Origin of the sequence: Chitinophaga sp. (assembly GCF_019236475.1) — a bacterium.
GTDB lineage: Bacteria > Bacteroidota > Bacteroidia > Chitinophagales > Chitinophagaceae > Chitinophaga.
In genome coordinates, this window is record NZ_JAFAIX010000014.1 from 18,489 (window position 1) to 39,176 (window position 20,688).

Annotated in this window: 17 protein-coding genes; all 17 read right to left on the reverse strand. The window is 46.3% G+C overall.

The genetic code is table 11. From position 1 onward, the window contains the following. Positions 1-19: 19 nt before the first annotated feature. A complete protein-coding gene (locus tag JO154_RS25365) occupies positions 20-4,642 on the reverse strand; it encodes a hypothetical protein (protein ID WP_291951667.1) in 4,623 nt (1,540 codons plus the stop codon). A 55-nt stretch (positions 4,643-4,697) separates the two neighbouring features. After that, on the reverse strand, positions 4,698-5,114 hold the full coding sequence (locus JO154_RS25370) for a GPW/gp25 family protein (protein ID WP_291951670.1): 417 nt from the start codon (positions 5,112-5,114) through the stop codon (positions 4,698-4,700). A gap of 30 nt (positions 5,115-5,144) precedes the next feature. Beyond that, positions 5,145-5,444 (reverse strand): PAAR domain-containing protein, encoded by a 300-nt coding sequence (locus JO154_RS25375; RefSeq protein WP_291951673.1) that lies wholly within the window; start codon positions 5,442-5,444, stop codon positions 5,145-5,147. Positions 5,445-5,454: 10 nt separating this feature from the next. Next, positions 5,455-7,092, reverse strand: a complete 1,638-nt coding sequence (vgrG, locus tag JO154_RS25380) for a type VI secretion system tip protein VgrG (RefSeq protein ID WP_291951676.1) — start codon at positions 7,090-7,092, stop codon at positions 5,455-5,457. A 20-nt stretch (positions 7,093-7,112) separates the two neighbouring features. Continuing rightward, the gene (locus tag JO154_RS25385; protein ID WP_291951679.1) at positions 7,113-7,799 is read right to left on the reverse strand and encodes a hypothetical protein; all 687 of its coding nucleotides are present in this window, start codon (positions 7,797-7,799) and stop codon (positions 7,113-7,115) included. After that, entirely contained in the window at positions 7,799-7,960 is a 162-nt protein-coding gene (locus JO154_RS25390) for a DUF5908 family protein (protein ID WP_291951682.1), read from the reverse strand. The genes JO154_RS25385 and JO154_RS25390 overlap by 1 nt, the downstream gene beginning before the upstream one ends. A gap of 5 nt (positions 7,961-7,965) precedes the next feature. Beyond that, on the reverse strand, positions 7,966-8,433 hold the full coding sequence (locus JO154_RS25395; RefSeq protein WP_291951685.1) for a phage tail protein: 468 nt from the start codon (positions 8,431-8,433) through the stop codon (positions 7,966-7,968). 2 nt (positions 8,434-8,435) lie between these two features. Continuing rightward, a complete protein-coding gene (locus JO154_RS25400) occupies positions 8,436-8,870 on the reverse strand; it encodes a phage tail protein (protein WP_291951687.1) in 435 nt (144 codons plus the stop codon). A 50-nt stretch (positions 8,871-8,920) separates the two neighbouring features. Then, complete coding sequence (locus JO154_RS25405) at positions 8,921-10,363, reverse strand: phage tail sheath C-terminal domain-containing protein (protein ID WP_291951690.1); 1,443 nt, start codon at positions 10,361-10,363, stop codon at positions 8,921-8,923. 10 nt (positions 10,364-10,373) lie between these two features. Beyond that, positions 10,374-11,561 carry a hypothetical protein gene (locus JO154_RS25410; RefSeq protein ID WP_291951693.1) on the reverse strand — a complete coding sequence of 396 codons (1,188 nt, stop codon included), beginning with the start codon at positions 11,559-11,561 and terminating at the stop codon, positions 10,374-10,376. 6 nt (positions 11,562-11,567) lie between these two features. Continuing rightward, a complete protein-coding gene (locus tag JO154_RS25415) occupies positions 11,568-12,176 on the reverse strand; it encodes a DUF4255 domain-containing protein (RefSeq protein ID WP_291951696.1) in 609 nt (202 codons plus the stop codon). 335 nt (positions 12,177-12,511) lie between these two features. Further along, positions 12,512-13,348 carry a hypothetical protein gene (locus JO154_RS25420; protein ID WP_291951699.1) on the reverse strand — a complete coding sequence of 279 codons (837 nt, stop codon included), beginning with the start codon at positions 13,346-13,348 and terminating at the stop codon, positions 12,512-12,514. Beyond that, a complete protein-coding gene (locus tag JO154_RS25425) occupies positions 13,348-14,754 on the reverse strand; it encodes a hypothetical protein (protein ID WP_291951702.1) in 1,407 nt (468 codons plus the stop codon). Before JO154_RS25425 ends, JO154_RS25420 begins: the two co-directional genes overlap by 1 nt. A 151-nt stretch (positions 14,755-14,905) precedes the next feature. Then, the gene (locus JO154_RS25430; protein ID WP_291951705.1) at positions 14,906-16,411 is read right to left on the reverse strand and encodes a sialate O-acetylesterase; all 1,506 of its coding nucleotides are present in this window, start codon (positions 16,409-16,411) and stop codon (positions 14,906-14,908) included. A gap of 102 nt (positions 16,412-16,513) precedes the next feature. Further along, positions 16,514-18,034, reverse strand: a complete 1,521-nt coding sequence (locus JO154_RS25435; protein ID WP_291951708.1) for a sulfatase — start codon at positions 18,032-18,034, stop codon at positions 16,514-16,516. Between the two features lie 39 nt (positions 18,035-18,073). Beyond that, positions 18,074-19,585, reverse strand: a complete 1,512-nt coding sequence (locus JO154_RS25440; RefSeq protein WP_291951710.1) for a sulfatase — start codon at positions 19,583-19,585, stop codon at positions 18,074-18,076. A gap of 151 nt (positions 19,586-19,736) precedes the next feature. After that, the gene (locus tag JO154_RS25445) at positions 19,737-20,669 is read right to left on the reverse strand and encodes a type IX secretion system membrane protein PorP/SprF (protein WP_291951713.1); all 933 of its coding nucleotides are present in this window, start codon (positions 20,667-20,669) and stop codon (positions 19,737-19,739) included. Positions 20,670-20,688 lie beyond the last annotated feature (19 nt).

The following is a 20,688-nucleotide window of genomic DNA, read 5'->3' on the forward strand; positions in this document are numbered from 1 at the left end:
AATTTAAATGATACGTTGCCTAATTATCAGACTTGGGTTTTGCTTTACCCTTTGTAGCTGTACTACCAGCGGAAGCATCATTAGCTGCCGCATTAGGATCTGGATTGCTGGTATTACCTGTCGGATCTGGCGCATTGGTCATATTCGCGGTTTCCGCAGGATTTGCTGTGTTTGATGTACCAGCAGGATTAACTGTACTGGTAGTCCCTCCAGGATTTGTAGTTGCCGCACCGGTAGGATTCACTGTAGTATAAACTCCTCCAGGATTTGTGGTTGCTGCACCCGTAGGATTTACCGTAGTAGCCTCTCCTGGATTTGCTGTTACCGCACCTGTAGGATTCACTGTAGTAGCAGCAGTTGACGTCATATGAACAACTGTTGGATTATTGGCAGCCATCATGTGTGTAACATTAGTGGCTATCGGATGAGCGGCTGTCAAAGTGGTGGCATTATCCGGTATGGCTGCTCTGGGTGTATCCATATTTGCCACATTGACCATCGTTTCCGGCTGTGCCAGGGTTACATTCATTTTGCGTTGTGTACATGGATCCACCTGTGGTGGCGCCTTATAAGGCACAATGATATGCTTAGGCACTGATACTAATATGGACCTCGGCGTAGAAGGAATAGCCACTACCACACCAGGGTAATCCGGTTGACGCAAGGTGGCTGCTTCCACGTCATTGCAATTGGAGGCATTCATCAGATCTGTTAGTAGATCTGAGGTCACTTGCGGTACTGATGGACCCGTGTCTGCACAGCAATCTTTTCTGCAAACAAACATCGCAAAATCAGTAATGAAGTCTACATAAGGCCTTTCCTCAATAAAATTGATAATGGCGGATGCATACACCTTCTGGCCGAAAACCGGCGCTGCACTATCATCAAACGCCCATGGTGTCAGGAAGCGAACGATTTCATCGTTGAGCTTTTTCAGATAAAATCCTTTATCCGTTCCCGTTATAAACTGCACCCTGAAAGCCACCAGTATTTGTTCATACAGGGGATTTCTTGCTCGTACATTTACGAAGGGAGAGGTTCTTTGTTGTAGATATGCCTCTATTTCCAACAAAGTACGGCGACTCGTTTTAGGTTGCAGGGGGTTGGTGGCTGTTCTATTTTTCATATTCGCCAGCGGCACCAGCAAAACATGCCCAGGTGCCACCTGTTGCCCGCAGCAGAGCGGCTTACCATTGGCATCCGTTTGTGAAGGCGCCGTCCAGCAAATACAATCAGGATCTGTATGTGGGATACATTTCACTTTATAAATAGTAGGGTATCTATCCAGCACCAAGTGTTCGTAGTCCCAACTGGTGATAGCTCTCGCTTTGTGCCGCAGGCGTTCACTTACGCGGGTATAAAACTCCTTCCCTATTTCCTTGTGTTTACCATCAAAGGAAGCAAATGGTTGTTGTACCTTGCTCACCTCCGCCACCTTTACAGATAGTTTAGTGATACTACCAGCAGGAAGTGCCTCATCAAAATGGCGTTGATCATTATTATTATCGACAAAACTAACTTCCGCTGCCTGTGCAATTACATCAACGAGATGAGGGAACCTATTGGAATCCGCGGTCACACTTGCGCATAGCCAACTTAGGCCAGAAGTGATAATGGTGCTTTCAGTAGTGATATCTTCCGGTATATCAATCCTAATAATCCCTGTAGTCTGGAATCCGAAAGTGCCATCACTGACCAGTGCTTCGCCGGGTAATGGCCGCCACTCATTATTGATGAGATAAGACCAGTTGATGGGTGGTGGGTCATCCTCATCATCTTCGGCAGTTCCATCTGCAAATTCAAACAATAGCGATAATGATTGAAGTGGTTGGAGATTTTCCAAGCCGATGAAAAGCATTCCTTCTTCCTGGTATTGCCCGGAATATTGATTCAGTCTACTCCCCGCATCTAGTCCACTGGCATGCAATAATAACTCTGCCATCATACGATCACTCCTCGTTCCGAGGGATGCCGGGTTGATGGTATAACCACCATCATTATGGGTATTAATACTGGTGTTGTCCACCGTCAACATACGACTAAAAGGATCCACGAATGTAAACTGTGGTAACAGCGTATCATTGGCATTAATAGCAGCAGCATTCTTTTTACTTCCATATAAATAATTCAAACCGGTTACCAGATTGGATTGCAGACTCACCATACCGGTTGTTGCATTATAGGATTCTTCATCCAGTGATATTTCCGCTACGCCGAATGGATATACATGAAAGAACTGATCTATTCCACTTACCAGACCATTTAGTTGACTGGCATAGCTGATAGACAACTGGTTAATCTCCAGCGTCAGCGCCTGTTCCTGCAGGCTGGGTGGCGGCGGTGGAAATTCGCCACCTCCTGCTGATGGGTTATATAGATTGGATACTTTCAGAAATCCCTTTACTGATTGCGGCGTCCAGTTGCTCACTGGTAAAACCGGTTCTCTGTAATAAGATAAGTGCTTGGGAGCAGTAGTGCCGTTTAAGGCATACAGTATATCCCTGGATAGATTTGTGCTGCTGAAACTACCGTAGCTATTTCCATTGTATAAGTCCCCAAGGCGCGTCCACTGCCGGTCTTGCAGCAGCTCTACCGCATAGGCGACGCTATTATCTGCTCCATAGTCATCAATTTCCACGGTACGCTTGATGTTGACCCCCAAGCGATCCAGGGATTTATTGAATACCTCATCACTGCCGATATAAAAGGATTTCCCTCTTGACGGCAGGAAGGTAAAAGGATCAAAAGGTTTGTTGGTAGCTTGTACACCAAGATCATTTTGAATGACGAGGGTACGGAGGCCATCCAGGAAAGGACCCGTGGCAATGGTTGCCCCTGCAGTAAGTCCAGTTGGTGATTGTGTGCCTTTAAACATGGAGCCTACCGTCACCTGAATAGAAAAACTAGATGCCTGGAGATTCCTGTAATCATGTGCAGAGAGGCCCAATTGAGGATTCAACATGATACGCATCACAGGCAAGGTGGTATTAAAAGCGTAGCCTGTATGTAGTTTGGGATTAAATCCTATAATCGGAGGGGCGGAAATAGGCAGGTTAATCATTAGGTAAGTGCCACCGGTTGGCAACTGTATCATAGAGTACACCGCTGTTTGTGGCGTATTCTGTGGGAATATACCTGTACTATCCAGTTGCTTGTAGACATCGTTCAAGTCAGCCTGCATATTTACCTGGAGCCATTCCTTTTCTCCTGTAAAGTATATGGAAAATGGAGAGGAGCCATCTTTGAGATTAGCTGCTTGTTTCATCAACTGGGCCATTCCATCAAAGCCTACCAAGAGAAATCTACGACCGCCTTGCAACAACAACTGTGGCGAAGCTACGGCAAATCCAATGGTAGCTTTATCCATTCTTATCGTTTCTGGAACTGGATGTTCCAATAAACGACATATACGATCTGTGAAAGTTTGGTCCAGGGCTGGGCCTTGACCGAAAGTTGGCCAGTGTGGGTATTTATCGATAAACTTGGCTCCTAGCCCATCCTGGGAATTAGCCACTGGCCTGGCGTAGATGGTCTGGATACTTTTGACGCCCTCCATACCATCGGCAGGTGTTTTATTGATAAAGATTGTTTTCAGTTCCTTGACTTTTGCTTGGTTAATCACCAGCGCATTTTCCGTAATATAAGTTTGTTCTTTACCGGATGCATCTTTTCCCGCACTGAGGGCAGTGCCTTGATCGAGGGGATATTCTGTTACATCTTTCGCCAATTCAAAGATGACATGCGTTCTGTCAGGCACAGATGGTTTCTCCGATAAATGCAACACATCCCGGTAGTAGAAATCCAACATCCTGCCGGTGATGCCGTTCATCTGCTCCTGGGCCAACTGAAAGAGCTGGAGGAAAGACAGGAAAAGGCCCATATGAGGTTGATGAGCAGGATATTCCTTTAGGGCAAACTGCATATAGCCATCCCCGTTATTGGACAGTTGCACAAGGGCGTTATAGAAGGCCAGAAAGATGTCGTCTATATATAAAGCAGCATACTTAATCTGGTCTTCGGGCGTATCTCCCTGGAATATGGTATTATCGGGATCCACTTCATCATTCACTTTCCAGATACCGTCGTTTACTATATCGGTGAAGTCTAGTGTAATATTTCTTTTAACATCCACGGTGCGATAGCCTTCTGCATAGGCTTTCATTTTCTGTACCTGTCCGGCTAGAACAGATTGTATGGACAACTGGAGGTCTTCCTGGATAGGGTTTCCAGGTATCGCCACACTATACCAACCATCCATTAACACCATGATCTGGATGATAGGTTTGAACAATGCTTCAAAACCATTGGTATCAGGCGCTTGATCCAGTGCTGCTCTGAGGCTGTCATATTGCATGCGGAAAGCATCTGGTGTAGCCGTAGTTACAGCGGCGGCTAATACTCCCATATCTCTTCTGAAGAATTCCACCCAAGATATTTTGGTGCCTGGGATATCATCTTTCAGTTCATTACCGGGGATATCGTAAAAGCGGAGTTGTTCCGCATATTTCTGTGCGAAGACCAGTAGATCCTGGATGCTGCGACCATCCACCTTAGCATATGCCGGGTCCAGTGCAGCCAGGTATCTGGTCAACTGGCCTGATCCATCGCGGGCTATTTCAGTATGACAATGACAATTACTCATCTGGAATAATTTTTTTCTGCTTCAGCAATGACAGCATGCAGCAGCATGCTGGGGGTTAATGGGCAATATTGGTTGCTTCTTGCATATAGAATGGAAAAACATAGTTATACCGGGTATTGGTAGTGATGATGGTATAGTCTACGTTGATATCCAATCTGCCAACTGCTTCATTCGGTGTGGCTACTACACTGTTTACAATAATTCTTGGCTCATTGTATACTAGTGCATCATTGACCACTTTTTCGATCATGGCCACGGTAGGAACGTTCATCTGATCGAACAGATGTGGTTGTAGGTTACAACCATAATTGGGCAGCATGATTCTTTCCCCTGTGATAGTAGCAACAATAATCTCCAGGCTATTGCGTACCACGTCATCTCCAGTGGCCATTTCCACGCCGTACCATTCTCTTCTGAATGTAGGCGGGAAGTTCCAGCCTGTACCGAGGAAAGATTTATCTATGTTATTCATGTGAAAATTTTCTGGGGTTAAAGCCTAATTTCATCCTCCAATCTGTACAGTAGTGGCTCCAGCAGCAACACTACCTCCGTGGGCGGTTTGATCGCCTACTCTGGCAGCCGGCATTCCTCCTATCATGACAGAAGAAGAACCTTTCTTAATAACATCTGGCGGGCCGCTGCAAGTGCAAGGGCTCCCAGCAGTTGCTGCCGGTTTTCCTTCTATCAGCACATTCGGTACGCCAGGTCCTGTAATGGGGCCACCTGTATGTGGCGTATTGGACGGAGGCGGATTTGTAAGGGGACAGGTATGATTGTCTCCTATTCTTGCTGCTGCAGGCATAATGGTCTATTTAGTTGATGAGTACTTTACCTCCTTTGATCACTACATTACCAGCGCCGGCGGAGATAGTAATACCGCTACTATCCATGGTAATTTTATTCTGATGATCATCTGTAATGGCAATGGCGCTGCCATCATCATTCAATACCATGGACTTATCTCCAGAAGCGCCTTTCACAGAAAGTGTCAATCTTTTATTGGTATCATCAAATACCACTTTGACACCTTCTTTCGTAACGAAACCATATTGTTCTGCGCCATCCTGTTCAGGCAGTGGAGATTTGTGACTGTCTTTACTGTGCAGGTACCCCAAAATGATAGCCTCTCGTGGGTCATCGTTCAGAAAGCCTAGAATCACTTCATCCTGAGGCTGCGGGCGGAAATAAGCTCCTCTGTTGGCGCCTGCGTCTAGGGTAGCCACTCTGGCCAGTATACCTTCATTACCGGTGGTGATCAGCGGTACATGTACCTTTACGCGATATTGCCCCCCTTCATCGGTATCATCTGTATCCAGCACTACTCCAATTTGCAGTCCATGTACACCAGGAAGTAAGCCTGCGGCAGGATAATCCATAACATCTTCCTTTTTGAAGAACCAGTCATCTCTCCAACCGAATTGCACATCCGTATGCCAGTTACCATCAAATTGGTGCAATACGCCTGTCACAAAAACATTTCCATTAAAGCGATCTCCCATTCCTTTCAGCGTAACGAAGGTACCGGGTTTGATGGCTGCATTGCCCTCCATGCGCAGTCTGCCTGTAATTTTAGAAATTTGATTACGGAGCGCATATGCATCAGACCAATCATCCAGTTGTTGTTGGGTGAGATGGCCAGTATGCCGGAGGGTTAGATCTGCAGAGAGAATGGTAGCCAATTCATCTGATGAAATATTTCCTGGCTCGGTGAAATTTGCAGATCCATTATTGGACACTTCATTCTGTTGCTTGGTATAGTCCCACGACTGGCTGGTAACAGATTGCCATTGCCGGCGTGCGTCCATTTCCGCTTCGAACTCATAGATATTATCCCCATAAGTGGCAGTTGCCACAGGCGTTGCGGAAGTATCTGGTTTCTTTACTTTTAGCGTACCATCATCTGTGAGTACCAGCATGCCATTGGCTTCGGCGCGGGTGAGGATAAAATCCCAGTCGGTAGCATCAAATTGCACCAGTTGTTTATGGGATACCTGTGTAGGGTCCACGTCTGGTTGCAGGCTGGAAGCCAGTTCTTCGATAGCATCTTTATCCGTCTTGTTGATAAAGTAACGGCTATTCCTGGCCATAGCCAGTTGCATTGCTTTATCCTTTGCCTCCACGATTAAGACAGAACTACCATGTCTTAGGGCTTTGATAGCATGTTTCACAATCAGACCTTCAAACACGGTATCTGTATCTCCTTGGTATCCCAGTTCAATTGTGATCGTATTTCCTGGCTTGAACTGATCATCATCGCTCAGGGAGAAATCGCGATCAGAGACAGATCCGTCTACCAAAATAATTTTGGCAGAAGCGATCTTATTGTAGGATTTATTGACAATGATTTGGGATAGCAGGATTGTACCGCTGATCACCGTACCATTGATGGATACTTTATGGGATACCACATTTGTATCCTGTTGTGTGCCGGGAGGAAGACTATCCAACATGATTGAAAGTATTTCCGGGGTTATGCTTTTTTGTTACTGACAGGTGGGAATACCAGTGTAGCGCCAGGCTGGAGTTTTCTGAAATTCTTCAGCCTATTGATTTTCGCCACTTGCAAATAGTAGTTCTGATTGTTATAGATTTGGTAGGTTAGCAGCGGTAGTAGGTCTCCTTCTTGCACCATTCTTTGATGGGTCAGGTCTGGGGAGGAGAGCATACTCATGATACTGCCCATCGACTGTGGTGTACGTTCCGTAAAGGAAGCGTTGATTTTCGCGCGGATGGGCAGCCCTGTCAGATCGAACATCGTGTAGGATACCGTGCTGGTAGTCATTACACAGTTGCAGATAAAGAGGCCATACTGCACCAGCAGCGAAGCTGGTTTATGCAGCATACCTCTCATAACAGTGGTGGCTGCACGAAATAATAATACCTGTGCTGTCACGGGTATTTTTACACCGTTAGTATTCACTCCTGTACCATCGATCGTTAATTCCAGCGAGAAAGTTCTTGGCTTTGTGCTTTGGTATTTCTGATCGGAGGTAGCATTTCCTGGTGCAATGGAAGTGATCCATTCCAGGTCTTCCTTAATGACGAGCGTATCCGGGTTGAACATTGCCAGGAATGGCGGTCCTATGGGAATCAGCGAATCATTGACAGGAATGATTTTTAGATTGAAAGGCAATTTTAGTGCGCTTGTTGCATCCATTATCTTTCATTTTTTTCCCGGATAATTTCCAGGACTTTATCTACCAGTTCTGTTTCAGGGCCACTTGGTGGCGGGGTGTTCACGACAGCGCCTGTACCACCGCTTCCTGAGGGGGTATCTATGACTGTTCGGATCACCACTTCATTGATTTGTACCGGCATAACGATTACATTTTTCTTTCAAAATACTGGTAAGCCATTTCCAGGGTTTCGATTACGATGCTATTGTCTTGCGCCCTGAAATCGGAGGTTTTCCAGGAAACCGGGTATGCCTGTACTACATTCCAGATGGCAGCAGGTTTGTCTGCTTCATCGAGTAATGTAACGATGATATCTGCTGGTTTGAAGTCGTATATGACTACTGTGAACCATGTATTCATGGCCGACTTACACCAATCCAGCAGTGCAGTTCCCTGGAGGAGTCCACGTTTGAGCACGAGGTTGGGATACTTCGCTCTTTTGGGAAGTTTGTAGGTAAAGCGGTTTTCTCCGCCTTCTTTTAGTTCTTCCGTTTCGATTTCGAAGTTAAGTCCGCTCACCTCCTGGAATCGTTGTTCCGTATCGGAGTCTGCTCCATCTACCCCAACGAATTCCACTTTAAAGTGAAACCCTCCTGGCGGATAATAGGTAGGCATTATCAGGCAGGTTTAAGGGTAATACCTTCATGTACCAGGTCTACGGATTCGATAGCGATATCGTTGCCGGAGGCTTTCAATCCGGGGCCTTCCAATTTTACAGGCCATGCCTGAGAGATGGTCCAGACGAATACGGGATTTCCTTCATCGTTGAGCAGGGAAATGATAAGATCCCGGCGTTCCACATTAGGTTGTCCGTGGTTGTTCAGCCAGTTGTACAAGTCGCTATTGGTAGGTGCGATCCCGCGTTTCAGTGTAATATTTCCCGCCTTTTTCAGCCCTGGTCTTTTCAGTGGCAATGTAGTACCGCTCATGAGTCCATCGCGGTATTCAATGGCCTGTAATTCCTGTGAAAGACCGCTTACTTCTGAGAAGCCGATATTATCACCTCCCCAGGAAACTGTAAAATGGAAAACCGGTAATGGATAATTTGCCATTGTATTAAGCATTTAATGATGAACAAAAGAGTGAAAGCAGTTACCTGTTATCAAGAGGTTTGTGTTTGTTGTTCGAAGCGTAGGATGATGAATTCGGCTGGGCGAGCAACGGCCAGGCCTATTTCAACGATCATGCGACCTTCTAAGATATCATTTGAAGTCATGGTTTTACCCAGGCCGATATTGACAACATAAGCCTGTTCTGGTTTTGCGCCAGCCAGTGCGCCGTCTCTCCATTTCAGGAACAGGTAGTTTTCTATCATGGATTGTACTTTTACCCAAGTAGCGGCTGTATTAGGTTCGAAGATGACCCATCGGGTGGATTTCTGGATGGATTCTTCCACTACGCTACAGAAGCGGCGTACGTTTACATATTTCCAATCATCATCATTGCCATCGAGGGTACGCGCCCCCATGATCACCGTACCAGAGCCGGGAATGCTGAGGATACAATCAATGGATTTACCACTAGTAGTATTAATATTCAGCAGGTCTTGTTCAGGGCGGGCGATGGATACCAATGGTTTTACCACATTCATCAATCCTACATTTGCTGGGGCTTTCCATACACCGCGGGTTTCATCTACGCGGGCATAAGCGCCAGCTACGGCAGCAGATGGAGGCAGTACTACGTGATAATTGCCATATTCTTTCACGATGGCATTATACATAGCGGAAGCAATGCTTTGAAGCTCATTCATTTTCCTACCGGTTTTATCTTCCCCACCAGCAGGGTTTCCTCCAATAGTGTGGTGAGTCAGGGTAAGATTAGGAAAGTCAAAGCCCAGTTGGTAGGTACTTTCCAGGAATGGATAATAGGCTGCTCCATATTTGAGTATATCCCCATCTGAAGGAGTAGCATCCATTACAGTTTGTACATCTGTGGCAATGGAAGTAGTTGTTTTCGGGGTGGTGGTTTGTAATGTATCGAGGATGGCAAACCTGTCTTTCAGGCTAGAAGCCTGCAACATCATCGCATTCACGACGTTGTCATAGCCGCCAGGCGTCAGTCGAATGGCTTCCGGAACTACTAACAGGGTTGGTTCATCTTCGAGGCCGATGAGGTCCAGTCCTCCTTTCAGGTCGCTATCCGCAATGGGAGCGCCATATTTCCCAACAGATACGATATAGCATCTACCGCCGCCATTGGCAAAATACTGCTGTACTGCATAGTAAAGCAAATATGGGCTCATGGCCGCATAGTTGGGCGTGATGGTTACTTTGTAGCCAGTAGTAACCGCAGCGGGTCTGATTTCATTCACTGCAATGGTGATATTCACAGCATGTTCTTGATCAGCGTTGCCATACAGTTGTTGATAATCGCTCCAACTGTTAATGGGAGTAGCTACGTGCAGAAGGTCATCGTCTACCAACTGTTTGGCTATTTGGGTGTAGCCAATGAAAGCAGGAACGGCGGACTCCACCTCTGCGATGGAAGCTGAGAGCTGTGATATTTCTTCTACATAAACACCTGGGGAACGATAAGTTGCCATTTTCAAATAGTTAAAGTGTTAGAAATATGTCTGAGTAAATATTTGGGGGCTGTAATTGATTAACGGTATCCAATGAAGGATAAGGCAGATCCGCTTTCACAGTGGCTTCTTGGGCATTGCCGATATACTTCTTTAGTTGCAGACCTAGTTTATCATGGCTGCTGCTGGAACTGGAGGTATATACTTCTTGCAATGCAATGGGACTGTTGGATACAAAATCAATCGTCGTATCTGCCACATTAGCTTTTGTAAAAGTGATAGCCGTATCATTGCTGACGATGTTCAAGCGGTTCAAGAAGTCCGTTTTTGCGGGGGCGCTGAGGGCAGCCATCTCCCTGTATAGCGGGCTATTGGGGGTAAGTGATAGCCTATACCGCCAGGTTGTTTTCCGTTTGGGAAATTGAATGGTGTACATGGGTGCCGGCGCTTGCAACGATCTGTCTGACTCTATTACCCGGTAGTTCCCATCCAGGTTGGGGGACAGGTTAATTTCCATGACACCAAACAGGTTACCTGCTGCGGGCATCGGTAGGTAGTAAAAACTATCTACCTGTACTGCATTTACAAACAATTCGCAGATACCAGAAGGTAGTGACGTTAGATCGAATAATAGCCGAGCAGAAGACAGATCATTGATGATGGCTCGAGGCTGAATAATTGTCCCGGTTAATTGATGAATAAGCCAAGCATTTCCTGGGGTCACCGGCGTACTATTCACAAACGTATACGCGTTACTGTTATACTTCATGCTATCATTCGTTCCTTTCACGCCGTTTACATCTTTGCTGAGATGCAGGTTGGATCGAGGGGCAGTCGTATCGCCTACCATGTTGCAGAAATAATACAATGATCCATCTCCGGACATCAAGGGAAGATCATTGAAATTATAGAGGTCTGGATTACGACACAGCATCAGGAAACTCAGTTTAGCCCCTTTAGGCGCCTGATACCGCAGCAAATAATTACCACTCCCGGTTTTATCTCCTACCCTTGCCAGCACCCAGAAACCTCCGGCAGTAGGTACTGGTTTGAACACCAGGTCCAATTTCTGCAACAATTGTATTGTTTCCGTTGTAGGCACGAAGTCGAAATCTGGTTCCGGAATAGTTTGATACCGCTGACAGATATTATTGTCGTAAAAAAGTTGCTTTACGGAAACAGCAAAAAGGGGATTATATTTTGTTTGTATGATACCCATAACCTTTTAGTTTTCCTTATAATTGACTTCCGTAATATTGGGGCTTTTATCACCTTTGGTTTCGAAGACACTCAGCAGGGTCATTTTATAGACAATATTGGGGAGATACTTCGCACCCAACATGCCCCAAAGATTATTCTGCTGCTCAAAGGAAAGGCTTTGCAGACGGAAACTCAGGCGGTCTATCAACTGCCAGGGCTTCGTATCCGGGGCTTTTGCAGCTTCATTCAAGCCAGGATAATGTTGCTCATCAAATACCGGATTGGCTTGAAAAAATGCAGCGACATCCGTCAGATCTCTCAGAGAGGTTTCGTAGTGTTTATTATTGGCCACAAACAACAAGGTCAATTCCAATTCCACGGGAGGCTGCAGCCGGTAAACAGACTGGCTATCCGCTGGAACAAAATAGGGTCGCTTACCTTCTCTTCGTAATTCTTCCACCCCCACCAGCATCATGGTGATGTGCATATTATCATCCAGATTGATATTACCATTAGGCAACGCCAGTGGCTTCAATTCCACCACAGTACCCGCACTATATGAGGGGTCCTGTTCGCGCTCCACTATGTAGTTCTCCAGTTCCTTCCGGAGAAACTCTAATGCAGTACGTATCATGAAAAAAGAATTAATAAGATACCGCTACCAGGACATGCATCATTCCATGCATGACATGATAATCAAATAAATAATTTGAATGCCGATAACAATAGGAGGAAATGTGACATTTGGGGTTTTACATTTCCAACAAACAAAGCCGCGCTTAACTTATCCGACGATAGAATTGACTTTTACAGGCGTATTATTTTGAGGTTACAATTGAATTCAAATTTAGGAAAAAAGACCGCACTTGAACAAATATTTTTTAGGCTTTTCAGATTAAATTTCACTCATCTTCTAGAACATAATATAGCAAAGGATTACACAGACATGTATTCGTATACCCCTTCCAGTTAGTACTCTAAAATCTGTAAATCTGGGAATTGATGCAACAGTATTTTTACTTGCCAAAAGGGTATTTGATGCGTATTTATACGTAGCACTCCTAACTTATGCAACGATAACAAAGGCAAAAAACTAACCACCTTTGTATTATACATCCTCAACTCCTTCACTGCCTCCGCCTGTGCAATACCATACAGCAAATCCACCGCAGTACCGCTTAAATCCAACAGTTCAGCATGTTGAAAGCATTTCATGTGACTAAGGACTGCTAAGGAACTCAACCGTGTTTCATGAAATGTAAAATGCGATAGCGCCGGCAAGGATAACAAAGGGGTGACATCCGAAATCTGACTGCCCTCTGCCAGCAGGGTATGCAAGGACGTGGTTTCGGACAATACGGAAAGATCCTTCACGAATGTATAAGCGATATCCAGCTTTTTCAAATGAGATAAGGTATGCAATGGTCGTATATCCGCTACCGTTGTATCCCTGAGCACCAACTCTTCGAGTCCTGTAAAAGTGGATAATACAGCGGTATTGCGGATATGTGTCTCCCGTAAATCCAGCCTTTTCAACGATGTCATTCCTTGTAATGGGCTGATATCAGTAATTGGTTGTTCTTGTAATACCAATACTTCCAGATGTTGTAACGCAGCCAGTGGCGAGAGATCCGTGTCTCCCCCTGCATATGCTCGTTCATGCGGGTCTGATTGAATAATATGCAACTCCCGCAAATCTTTCATTTCCGCCAATGGCGAATAATCCGACGGAACTACATTGGCTACTCGTACAACGGTGTCGGATATATCAAAAGTACGATCGCCAAAAAAAATTGAACGTCCCATTAAATACTTGGTATGTTTTTATAGTTTTTCACCATCCAGTCTGTCAGTGTTTTATCCCTTGCAGGATTGCGCATCAGCAAATTCAATTTTGCTTCTGCCTGGGCTACCATCTGATCGCGTATCTGATCATCTGTCAGCACACCAGGCTTGGATGGAAATGAAATATGCTCTATTTCACTCATCATGGCCTGATAACCATGCGCAATACTTTCTGCTACCGTTAAATCCAAAGTCGTAACGATTTCATTACCGGCAGTTTGTTCGTGAATGGTCAGATCCTCATGCTTGGAGATATCCTTCAGCACTGCTTCATTATCTTTAAAAGGCTTTCTGTCGCCAGCCAAATAGTGCTGACGCACATCGCGCAGCAATAGAAACACGTCCACGGCGGCATCCCATGCCATCCGCATTTGTTCGCCGGCATTATTCTTTACGGTATCGGCACGGGTAACTTTGGCGCCGCTTTTCAATACGCCTGGCTGAAAAGGGCCAGGGAAGCTACTTGTACCCAGTTTACGCCGTGGTATCTCTTCATAGTGCGCTGCATTCGCAATCTTGATGGCTTCGGGTTTCGCTTCGAATCCATCGGACCCATAATAGCCCTGATCTATCACGTTGGGATCGGCCAGATGCGCCCCCTCATGTATCAATGTTACCTTCGTTTTGGCTTCATCTTTTACCTGGGCTATCCGCAGCAATAAATGCACCTCCTGCGAATCATGCAGGGCATAACCGCCCAGTCCTACTTCATCTGTATCGAGGTTATAATCTGAAGTAATTTTCGTGTTCATATTTTTTGCAAGAGTTCCCAAGGCTGTGGCGATACCATTATAGTTTTTCTTAGCAACCGCATCCATCGAGCCGAATACGTCTTTCAGGCCCGCACTTTCTGCTTCACACTGTTTTGCCAATTTAATGGTATCTGCGATGACTGCCTGCAATTTCGGCTTATCCGGATCTTTAACTCTTGTTTTGGATTCAGCGATGGATTTATATACTTCACTGCTGTCCTTCGGGTCTACGGCTTTATTGAACTCATTTTCATCCATCACGCCTGGAGACGGAAATATTTTATTTACGATTACCGGAACAGGATCTTTACTCTTCAAACGCTTTTCCTCCGCCATTCTTTCCAGTAGTGCGGTCACTCTGCTTTTAATCACATTTTCAGGAATATTTAATGTCTTGTCGGTGAAGGCGGATTTCAAATTTGTGGCGGCAGGAAGCCTATATTTCACATTACGAGAAGTGAGTACTGCTGGCAAATGCTGCTGCAGCCTGGATGCAGGAATAGCCACGGTGGCATTGGAGGTCCGTTCTTCTCTTTGTTCCTGTTCCGCCGCAGGTAATGGTGCAGGCCCAGATGCCTTCGGCGTACAAAACCGGCTGCAATGAAAATTATTCATAACTGGGTAATTTGGGGTAAAACAACAACCCGAAGGTACGATTATTTTTTTCACGCAAAGCTGCAAAAGAGCAGCGGCGCAAAGGAAAAATATGGTGAGACACCTTTCCCTCTGCGCCGCTGTATTTATTCTTAGCGTCTTTGCGTGCTATCTATTCTACATCAGTCCTGAAGGGAGATGCAGGCAGTCCTTCTTTGTTATAGAAGTTATCATGAGGAATATCATTCCAGCCAAAACGCACTGCAGCAGGAGATTTCACCCCATCGGCAGATACCACCACCTGGTTCCCTTTAATGTCGGCTCTGGCTGGTACAAACACACCATCTTTTCCTGCGATGGTAAAGCCAGTCAGCGGGCCGTTTTTAGCCATGAGGCCGCTACCTGTATGGGTAAACGAAAGTATGGCCTGGTTCTCTTTAAAACTAACGCTTTGATATACCGGTCCGGAATACTCGATTTTCTCTTTATACACCATCGCTCTGGCGGCGAGGGCAAGTCGCGCACCTACCAATTGCTTATTTCCAGGATGTAGATTAAATGAGGAATCCACACCATCTGTAATCACGGCCATAAACGTATTCGGCACTTTTTTCCAAGTAAGGAATTGCGCTTCCCGTATCTCTGGGCCTTTGGTTTTATACGGTGCGATCTGGACGAAAAGGAATGGCAGGTTCGATTTCCACGTGTCTCTCCAATTCTTAATCAGCGCAGGAAATAACGTTTGATATTGTTTGGCTCTATCGCTGTTGGATTCTCCCTGGTACCAGATTACGCCGGTAAGTGGGAAATTACGCAACGGATAGATCATGGCGTTGTAGAGTCCACCGCAATTACGTTTGATCAAATTCAGTTGGGTTAATGCTTTCATACTCACCGTATCACGCTGACCTTTATCTGCGGCGGATTGTATGGCCTGTTGTAATTTTGCAGCCTGGGTGGGATATGCTTTCATGGCTGCTTCATACTCCGTTACCAGAGACTGTAACTCCGGATTGGTGGCCATTACATTTTTATCCAACCAGCATTCTGCAGGTGTTCCGCCCCAGCAGCTATGAATGAGTCCTACCGGCACTTTGATGTCTGGTTGCAGGTCTCGGCCAAAGAAATATCCTGCGGCCGAAAAGCTACGCACATTGGCACTATCGCATAATGTCCAGTGGGTATTGACTGCTTCCTGCGGAGATAATGCACCTTCTTTCGCGGGCACTTTGAACAGGCGGATTTGCGGATGGTTGGCGTTGGCCAGTTCTTCGAGGTAGTTGTCTACATTCGGTTGATTGCGGTGCGGACCTACTTCTTTGTCCATATTGGATTGTCCGCTACAGAGCCAGACGTCTCCAATTAGTATGTCCGTCAACGTTATAGTACTATCGCCGGAGATGGTCATGGTATAAGGCCCCCCTGCTTTGAGTGGTTTTAGTTTCACCATCCATTGGCCATTGGCGACTTTAGTACTGACCTGTTGGTCGGCGATTTTGACAGTAATGGTTTTACCTTCCGCAGCCGTTCCCCATACTGGCAGTGTGGTATTTCGCTGTAGTACAGCGTGACTTGTAAATAGGTTGGCGGGTTTTACCACCGCCATCGCGCTATTGCCTGGCATCAGGGCAGGCAGGGCCAACATCATGGAGATGCTGGCGAATCGTTTCAAGATCATATCGTGGAGCATTCTGATTTGAAAAGATAACCGATAAACCTGGCAATTCCTACCCTACCCTATGCTTAGGCGATTATTGTGGAAGTAATGGGTAAAATGAGCTTATTGCTTTCCGTCTGGTAGCAAAGCTGGCTTTCCTGTTGCCTTGATGACCGGCATCGGAGATTTCCATTGGCGTAACTGATTGCTCAGCAATGCCGCCAGCTCCTTCACTTTCGTAGGATTTTTAGCGGCCAGGTTATGCTGTTCGCCGATATCTGTAGAGAGATCATATAGCTCTTTACTACCATCTCTCATACTATACACCAGTTTCCATTTCCCTTGGCGTAGGGCGCTTCTGTAGTTAATCCCTGGGCCATCGCTGGGAATCCATTTATCTGGATAATGCCATACGAATATGCGCTGATCATCCATGGTAGCCGGTTGACGTAGCAAGGGTACGAAAGACCGGCCATCAATTTGTTGAATAGTATGATAGTTTTTCAGCCCTGCCATCTCCAGGATGGAAGGGAAAAAGTCTTCAATAATCACCGGTTGCGCGCAGACACTTCCCGGTATGCTTACCAGTGGCCCGCTCACAATCATAGGCTCTCGAATACCTCCTTCGTATACAGATCCTTTACCTGCTTTCAGCGGGAAATTTTGCGTATGCGCCTCGCCACCACGGGGAGGATGCAAGCTGAGGCCCCCGTTATCGCTCATAAAGATGATGATCGTATTTTGAGCGATATGCTGTTGTTCTAGGTAGTCCATAATATCACCCAGACTCTTATCCATGCCTTCAATCATGGAAGCGTATTTCGCCTCTTGTGGATCCAGGCCCGCATCCTGGTATTTTTTGAGGAAGCGTACATCTCCCATCAATGGCACATGTACGGCATAATGCGCCAAATTCAGGTAGAATGGCTGTTTACGGGATATCGGATAAGCGATGGCTTTTATTGCTTCACGTGTAAGCGCTTCCGTTAGGAAGGTCCCTGTGTTGTAATATTCTTCTAGGTCTGGCACGGATTGCACCGTATTTTTTCCAGGGAGATTGCCATACGCTTCCTCACTCAGGTAACTCTGAGGGTGGCCAGCAGCATGGCCGGCAATATTTACCAGGAACCCGAAATTCACCGGATTGGAACCGGGTGTACCCATTGGGCCCCAGTGGCCTTTTCCCACGTGAATGGTATAATATCCCGCCTCTTTTAGGAGTTGCGGATAGGGAGTGGCGTACACCGCTGCGCTGTCGCCAGCACGGGTAGTAAGCCCATTAATATTCCAAGGCGCTGGCAAATAAGTGGTGTCCGGATTATCCGTATTGTTATTACGATTGGGAGACGTCCAGTTGGTGACACCATGGTGCGCTGCATTCATCCCCGTCATCAGGCTCACCCGAGAAGGCGTACACACAGGGGTGTCGTAGGCGTTGGAAAACAGGACACCTCTTGCGGCCAGGCGTTCCATATTAGGCGTATGGTACCTATGATTCAACGGTTGCATGCTACCGCTGAATGGCACAGAGTTATCCATCCAGCCCATATCATCCACCAGGAAAACGATGATATTGGGAGATTGCTGTCCATAGCCAGTGGCAAGACTACAGCTCAGCAGCAATGTTGTAAACAGTTGCTTCATGGTGCTCTTTTTCATTGTTTTGATCGACTTGCATTGTTATTATTGAACGGCTATCGCGGCAGCGTCATTGTCTTCATACTTCTTAATTTCCTGCATCAACTGTTGTTTCAGTTGCGTTACTGTCGACTGATAGCGCTTATCCTCATACAAGTTATGGAGTTCTTGCGGATCGTTTTTAAGGTCGTACAATTCCCAGGCTTCCACTCTTTTATAGAAGCGAATCAGTTTATACCTGGTGGTTCTGATGCCGAAATGTGGCGACACAGCATGTTCTCCATTTTCGTAGTAATGGTAATACAACACCTCTCTGCCTTTTTCGGTTGACTTCCTAAACAGCGGCAGCATGGATGCTCCTTGCATATCTTTCGGAATGCGAACGCCGGCCGCTTCCAATAAAGTAGGCGCAATATCCATATTGAGCACCATTGCATTGGAAACAGTGCCTGGCTTGATAATGCCTGGATAGCGCATTACCATGGGGGTACGAAAAGATTCTTCGTACATAAACCGTTTGTCGAACCAGCCATGTTCGCCCATATAAAAGCCTTGGTCCGACAGGTAGATCACAATAGTATTTTTCGAGAGACGATGTTCGTCCAGGTATGCCAGGGTTCTGTTGATATTACGATCCAGGGAAGCTGCTGTGGCCAAGTAATCGCGCATATAGCGTTGATATTTCCATTCTGCCAATGGGTTTCCAGTCAGATTTTTCGCCTTAAAATCGGCCGTGATGGGGTTGTATACCGCATCATATTTAGCCCGTTGAGCGGGGTTCATGCGTGCTATTGCCGCTTCCGGTTTATCATTCACTGCTAGTTTCAGGTCATAACTGAGACGCATATCTTTTGCAATGCTCATTTCCTGTACCTGCGCTGCTTTGCGGCCATCATAGGTATCGAAGTAAGTGGCGGGGATCGGATAGGTACAGTTTTCCAGTGTACCCATATCCGTAGTATCTGGAATCCAGGTACGGTGAGTGGCTTTATGGCCAATCACGAGGCAGAAAGGTTGCGTGGTATCGCGTTTATCCAGCCAGTTCTCCGCTTCATCCTCGATCACATTGGTCACGTAGCCTTCCTTTCTTTCTGTTTTACCGTCCATGTTGATGAAATCTGGATTAAAGTATTGGCCTTGTCCGGGGAGGATACGATAGAAGCTGAAGCCTTCCGGTTTGCTTTCCAGGTGCCATTTACCGATCCAAGCAGTTTGGTAACCGGCATGTTGCAGTTCCTTTACAAAGGTATTCTGGCTGCCATCGAAGACAGAATGCTCATTATCCTTAAAGCCGTTCTTATGGCTGTATTTACCCGTGATAATGACTGCCCGACTGGGCCCGCAGATGGAATTGGTCACGTAGGCCTTATCGAAGCGAACGCCTTCCGCTGCTATACGGTCGATGGCCGGTGTGCGTGTTAGTTTGCTGCCATAAGCGCTGATGGTTTGAAAAGCGTGGTCATCCGAGATAATGATTAGGATGTTTGGTCTTTGCTGGGCCAGCAATTGGCTAAAGCAGGCCGCCAGCAATAGGCATATGCCGATAAACTTTTTCATTGTTCTCCTTCGGTTTCGCTTAAAAGTAATTCTCCGAACCGATATTTAATAACCTATTCCACCAGTGGTAAATCGTGTCTCCCTAAAATTAAAAACACCTTCCCGGAAAATCCCGGGAAGGTGCGAGTATACTATAATCAGGAAGAACAGATCAGCGGAAAAGATCGGCAGTGAGGCCAATCTCATAGCCTCCGTCTGAATAGGTTTTCAGGCCGGAGGTCTGTTTGGTATACAGGGCCACCAGTTTCACCGTATTCATGATGCGTACCCCAGCTCCTACCGTAAAATTGCCGGAGGAATGATACAGGGCGGTCACATTGGCGACGTTGTTGAGCAAGCCTACATTCAAGCCCACATCTAGGATACCATCGTAGCCTTTGATGCTGCGGTAGCAGAGTTTCGGCTCTATAGAAGTCACTGCATGCTCCAACTGCCATTTATAGCTGATGCCAGAGAAGAAGACAGTACCACCGTCTACAGCCGGAAAATCTTTATTGGAGAAGGTAGCGCGGATATTAGGCAAAGCCGCCTGGATCGTCCAATGCTGGTCCGTATAGGCCATACCGTAGTCGGCCTCAAAATAATCATCCCTGCGGTTAAAAGCACCGATAGAAGGATCATTATTATCCGCGTTGATTTTGGAATAATTCAGGCGTTGGAAATTCACTCCCAGCGAGATGCCGAAATGCAATTTACTACCTTTCTCATTCAGCGGCAGATGGTAAGCATAGGTACCCGCAATGCGCGTACGGGAGAGCAATCCGGCTTGGTCATTGAAGACGTTGAGTCCGGCTCCTACCCTATTACCGATATACCCATCGGCGGAGAAGAATTTAGTAGTGGGGGCTCCATCTATGCCATTCATCTGAGCGCGATAGGCCGCATTCAGGTGCATACCGCTGTCAAGGCCCGCCATGGCGGCATTGGCGAGGTATTGGTTTTGAAAATACTGGGTTCCGGAAGGGTCCAGCAGTGCCGCTGTTTTACTGAGCGTTTGTGCGTTGCCGTTGGTGAACAGGAACATCGTTCCTGCCACCAAGGCTATTGCTTTACATTTTACAGTTGCGGAAATTGCATTTCGCATGATAATATTTTTTATAGCA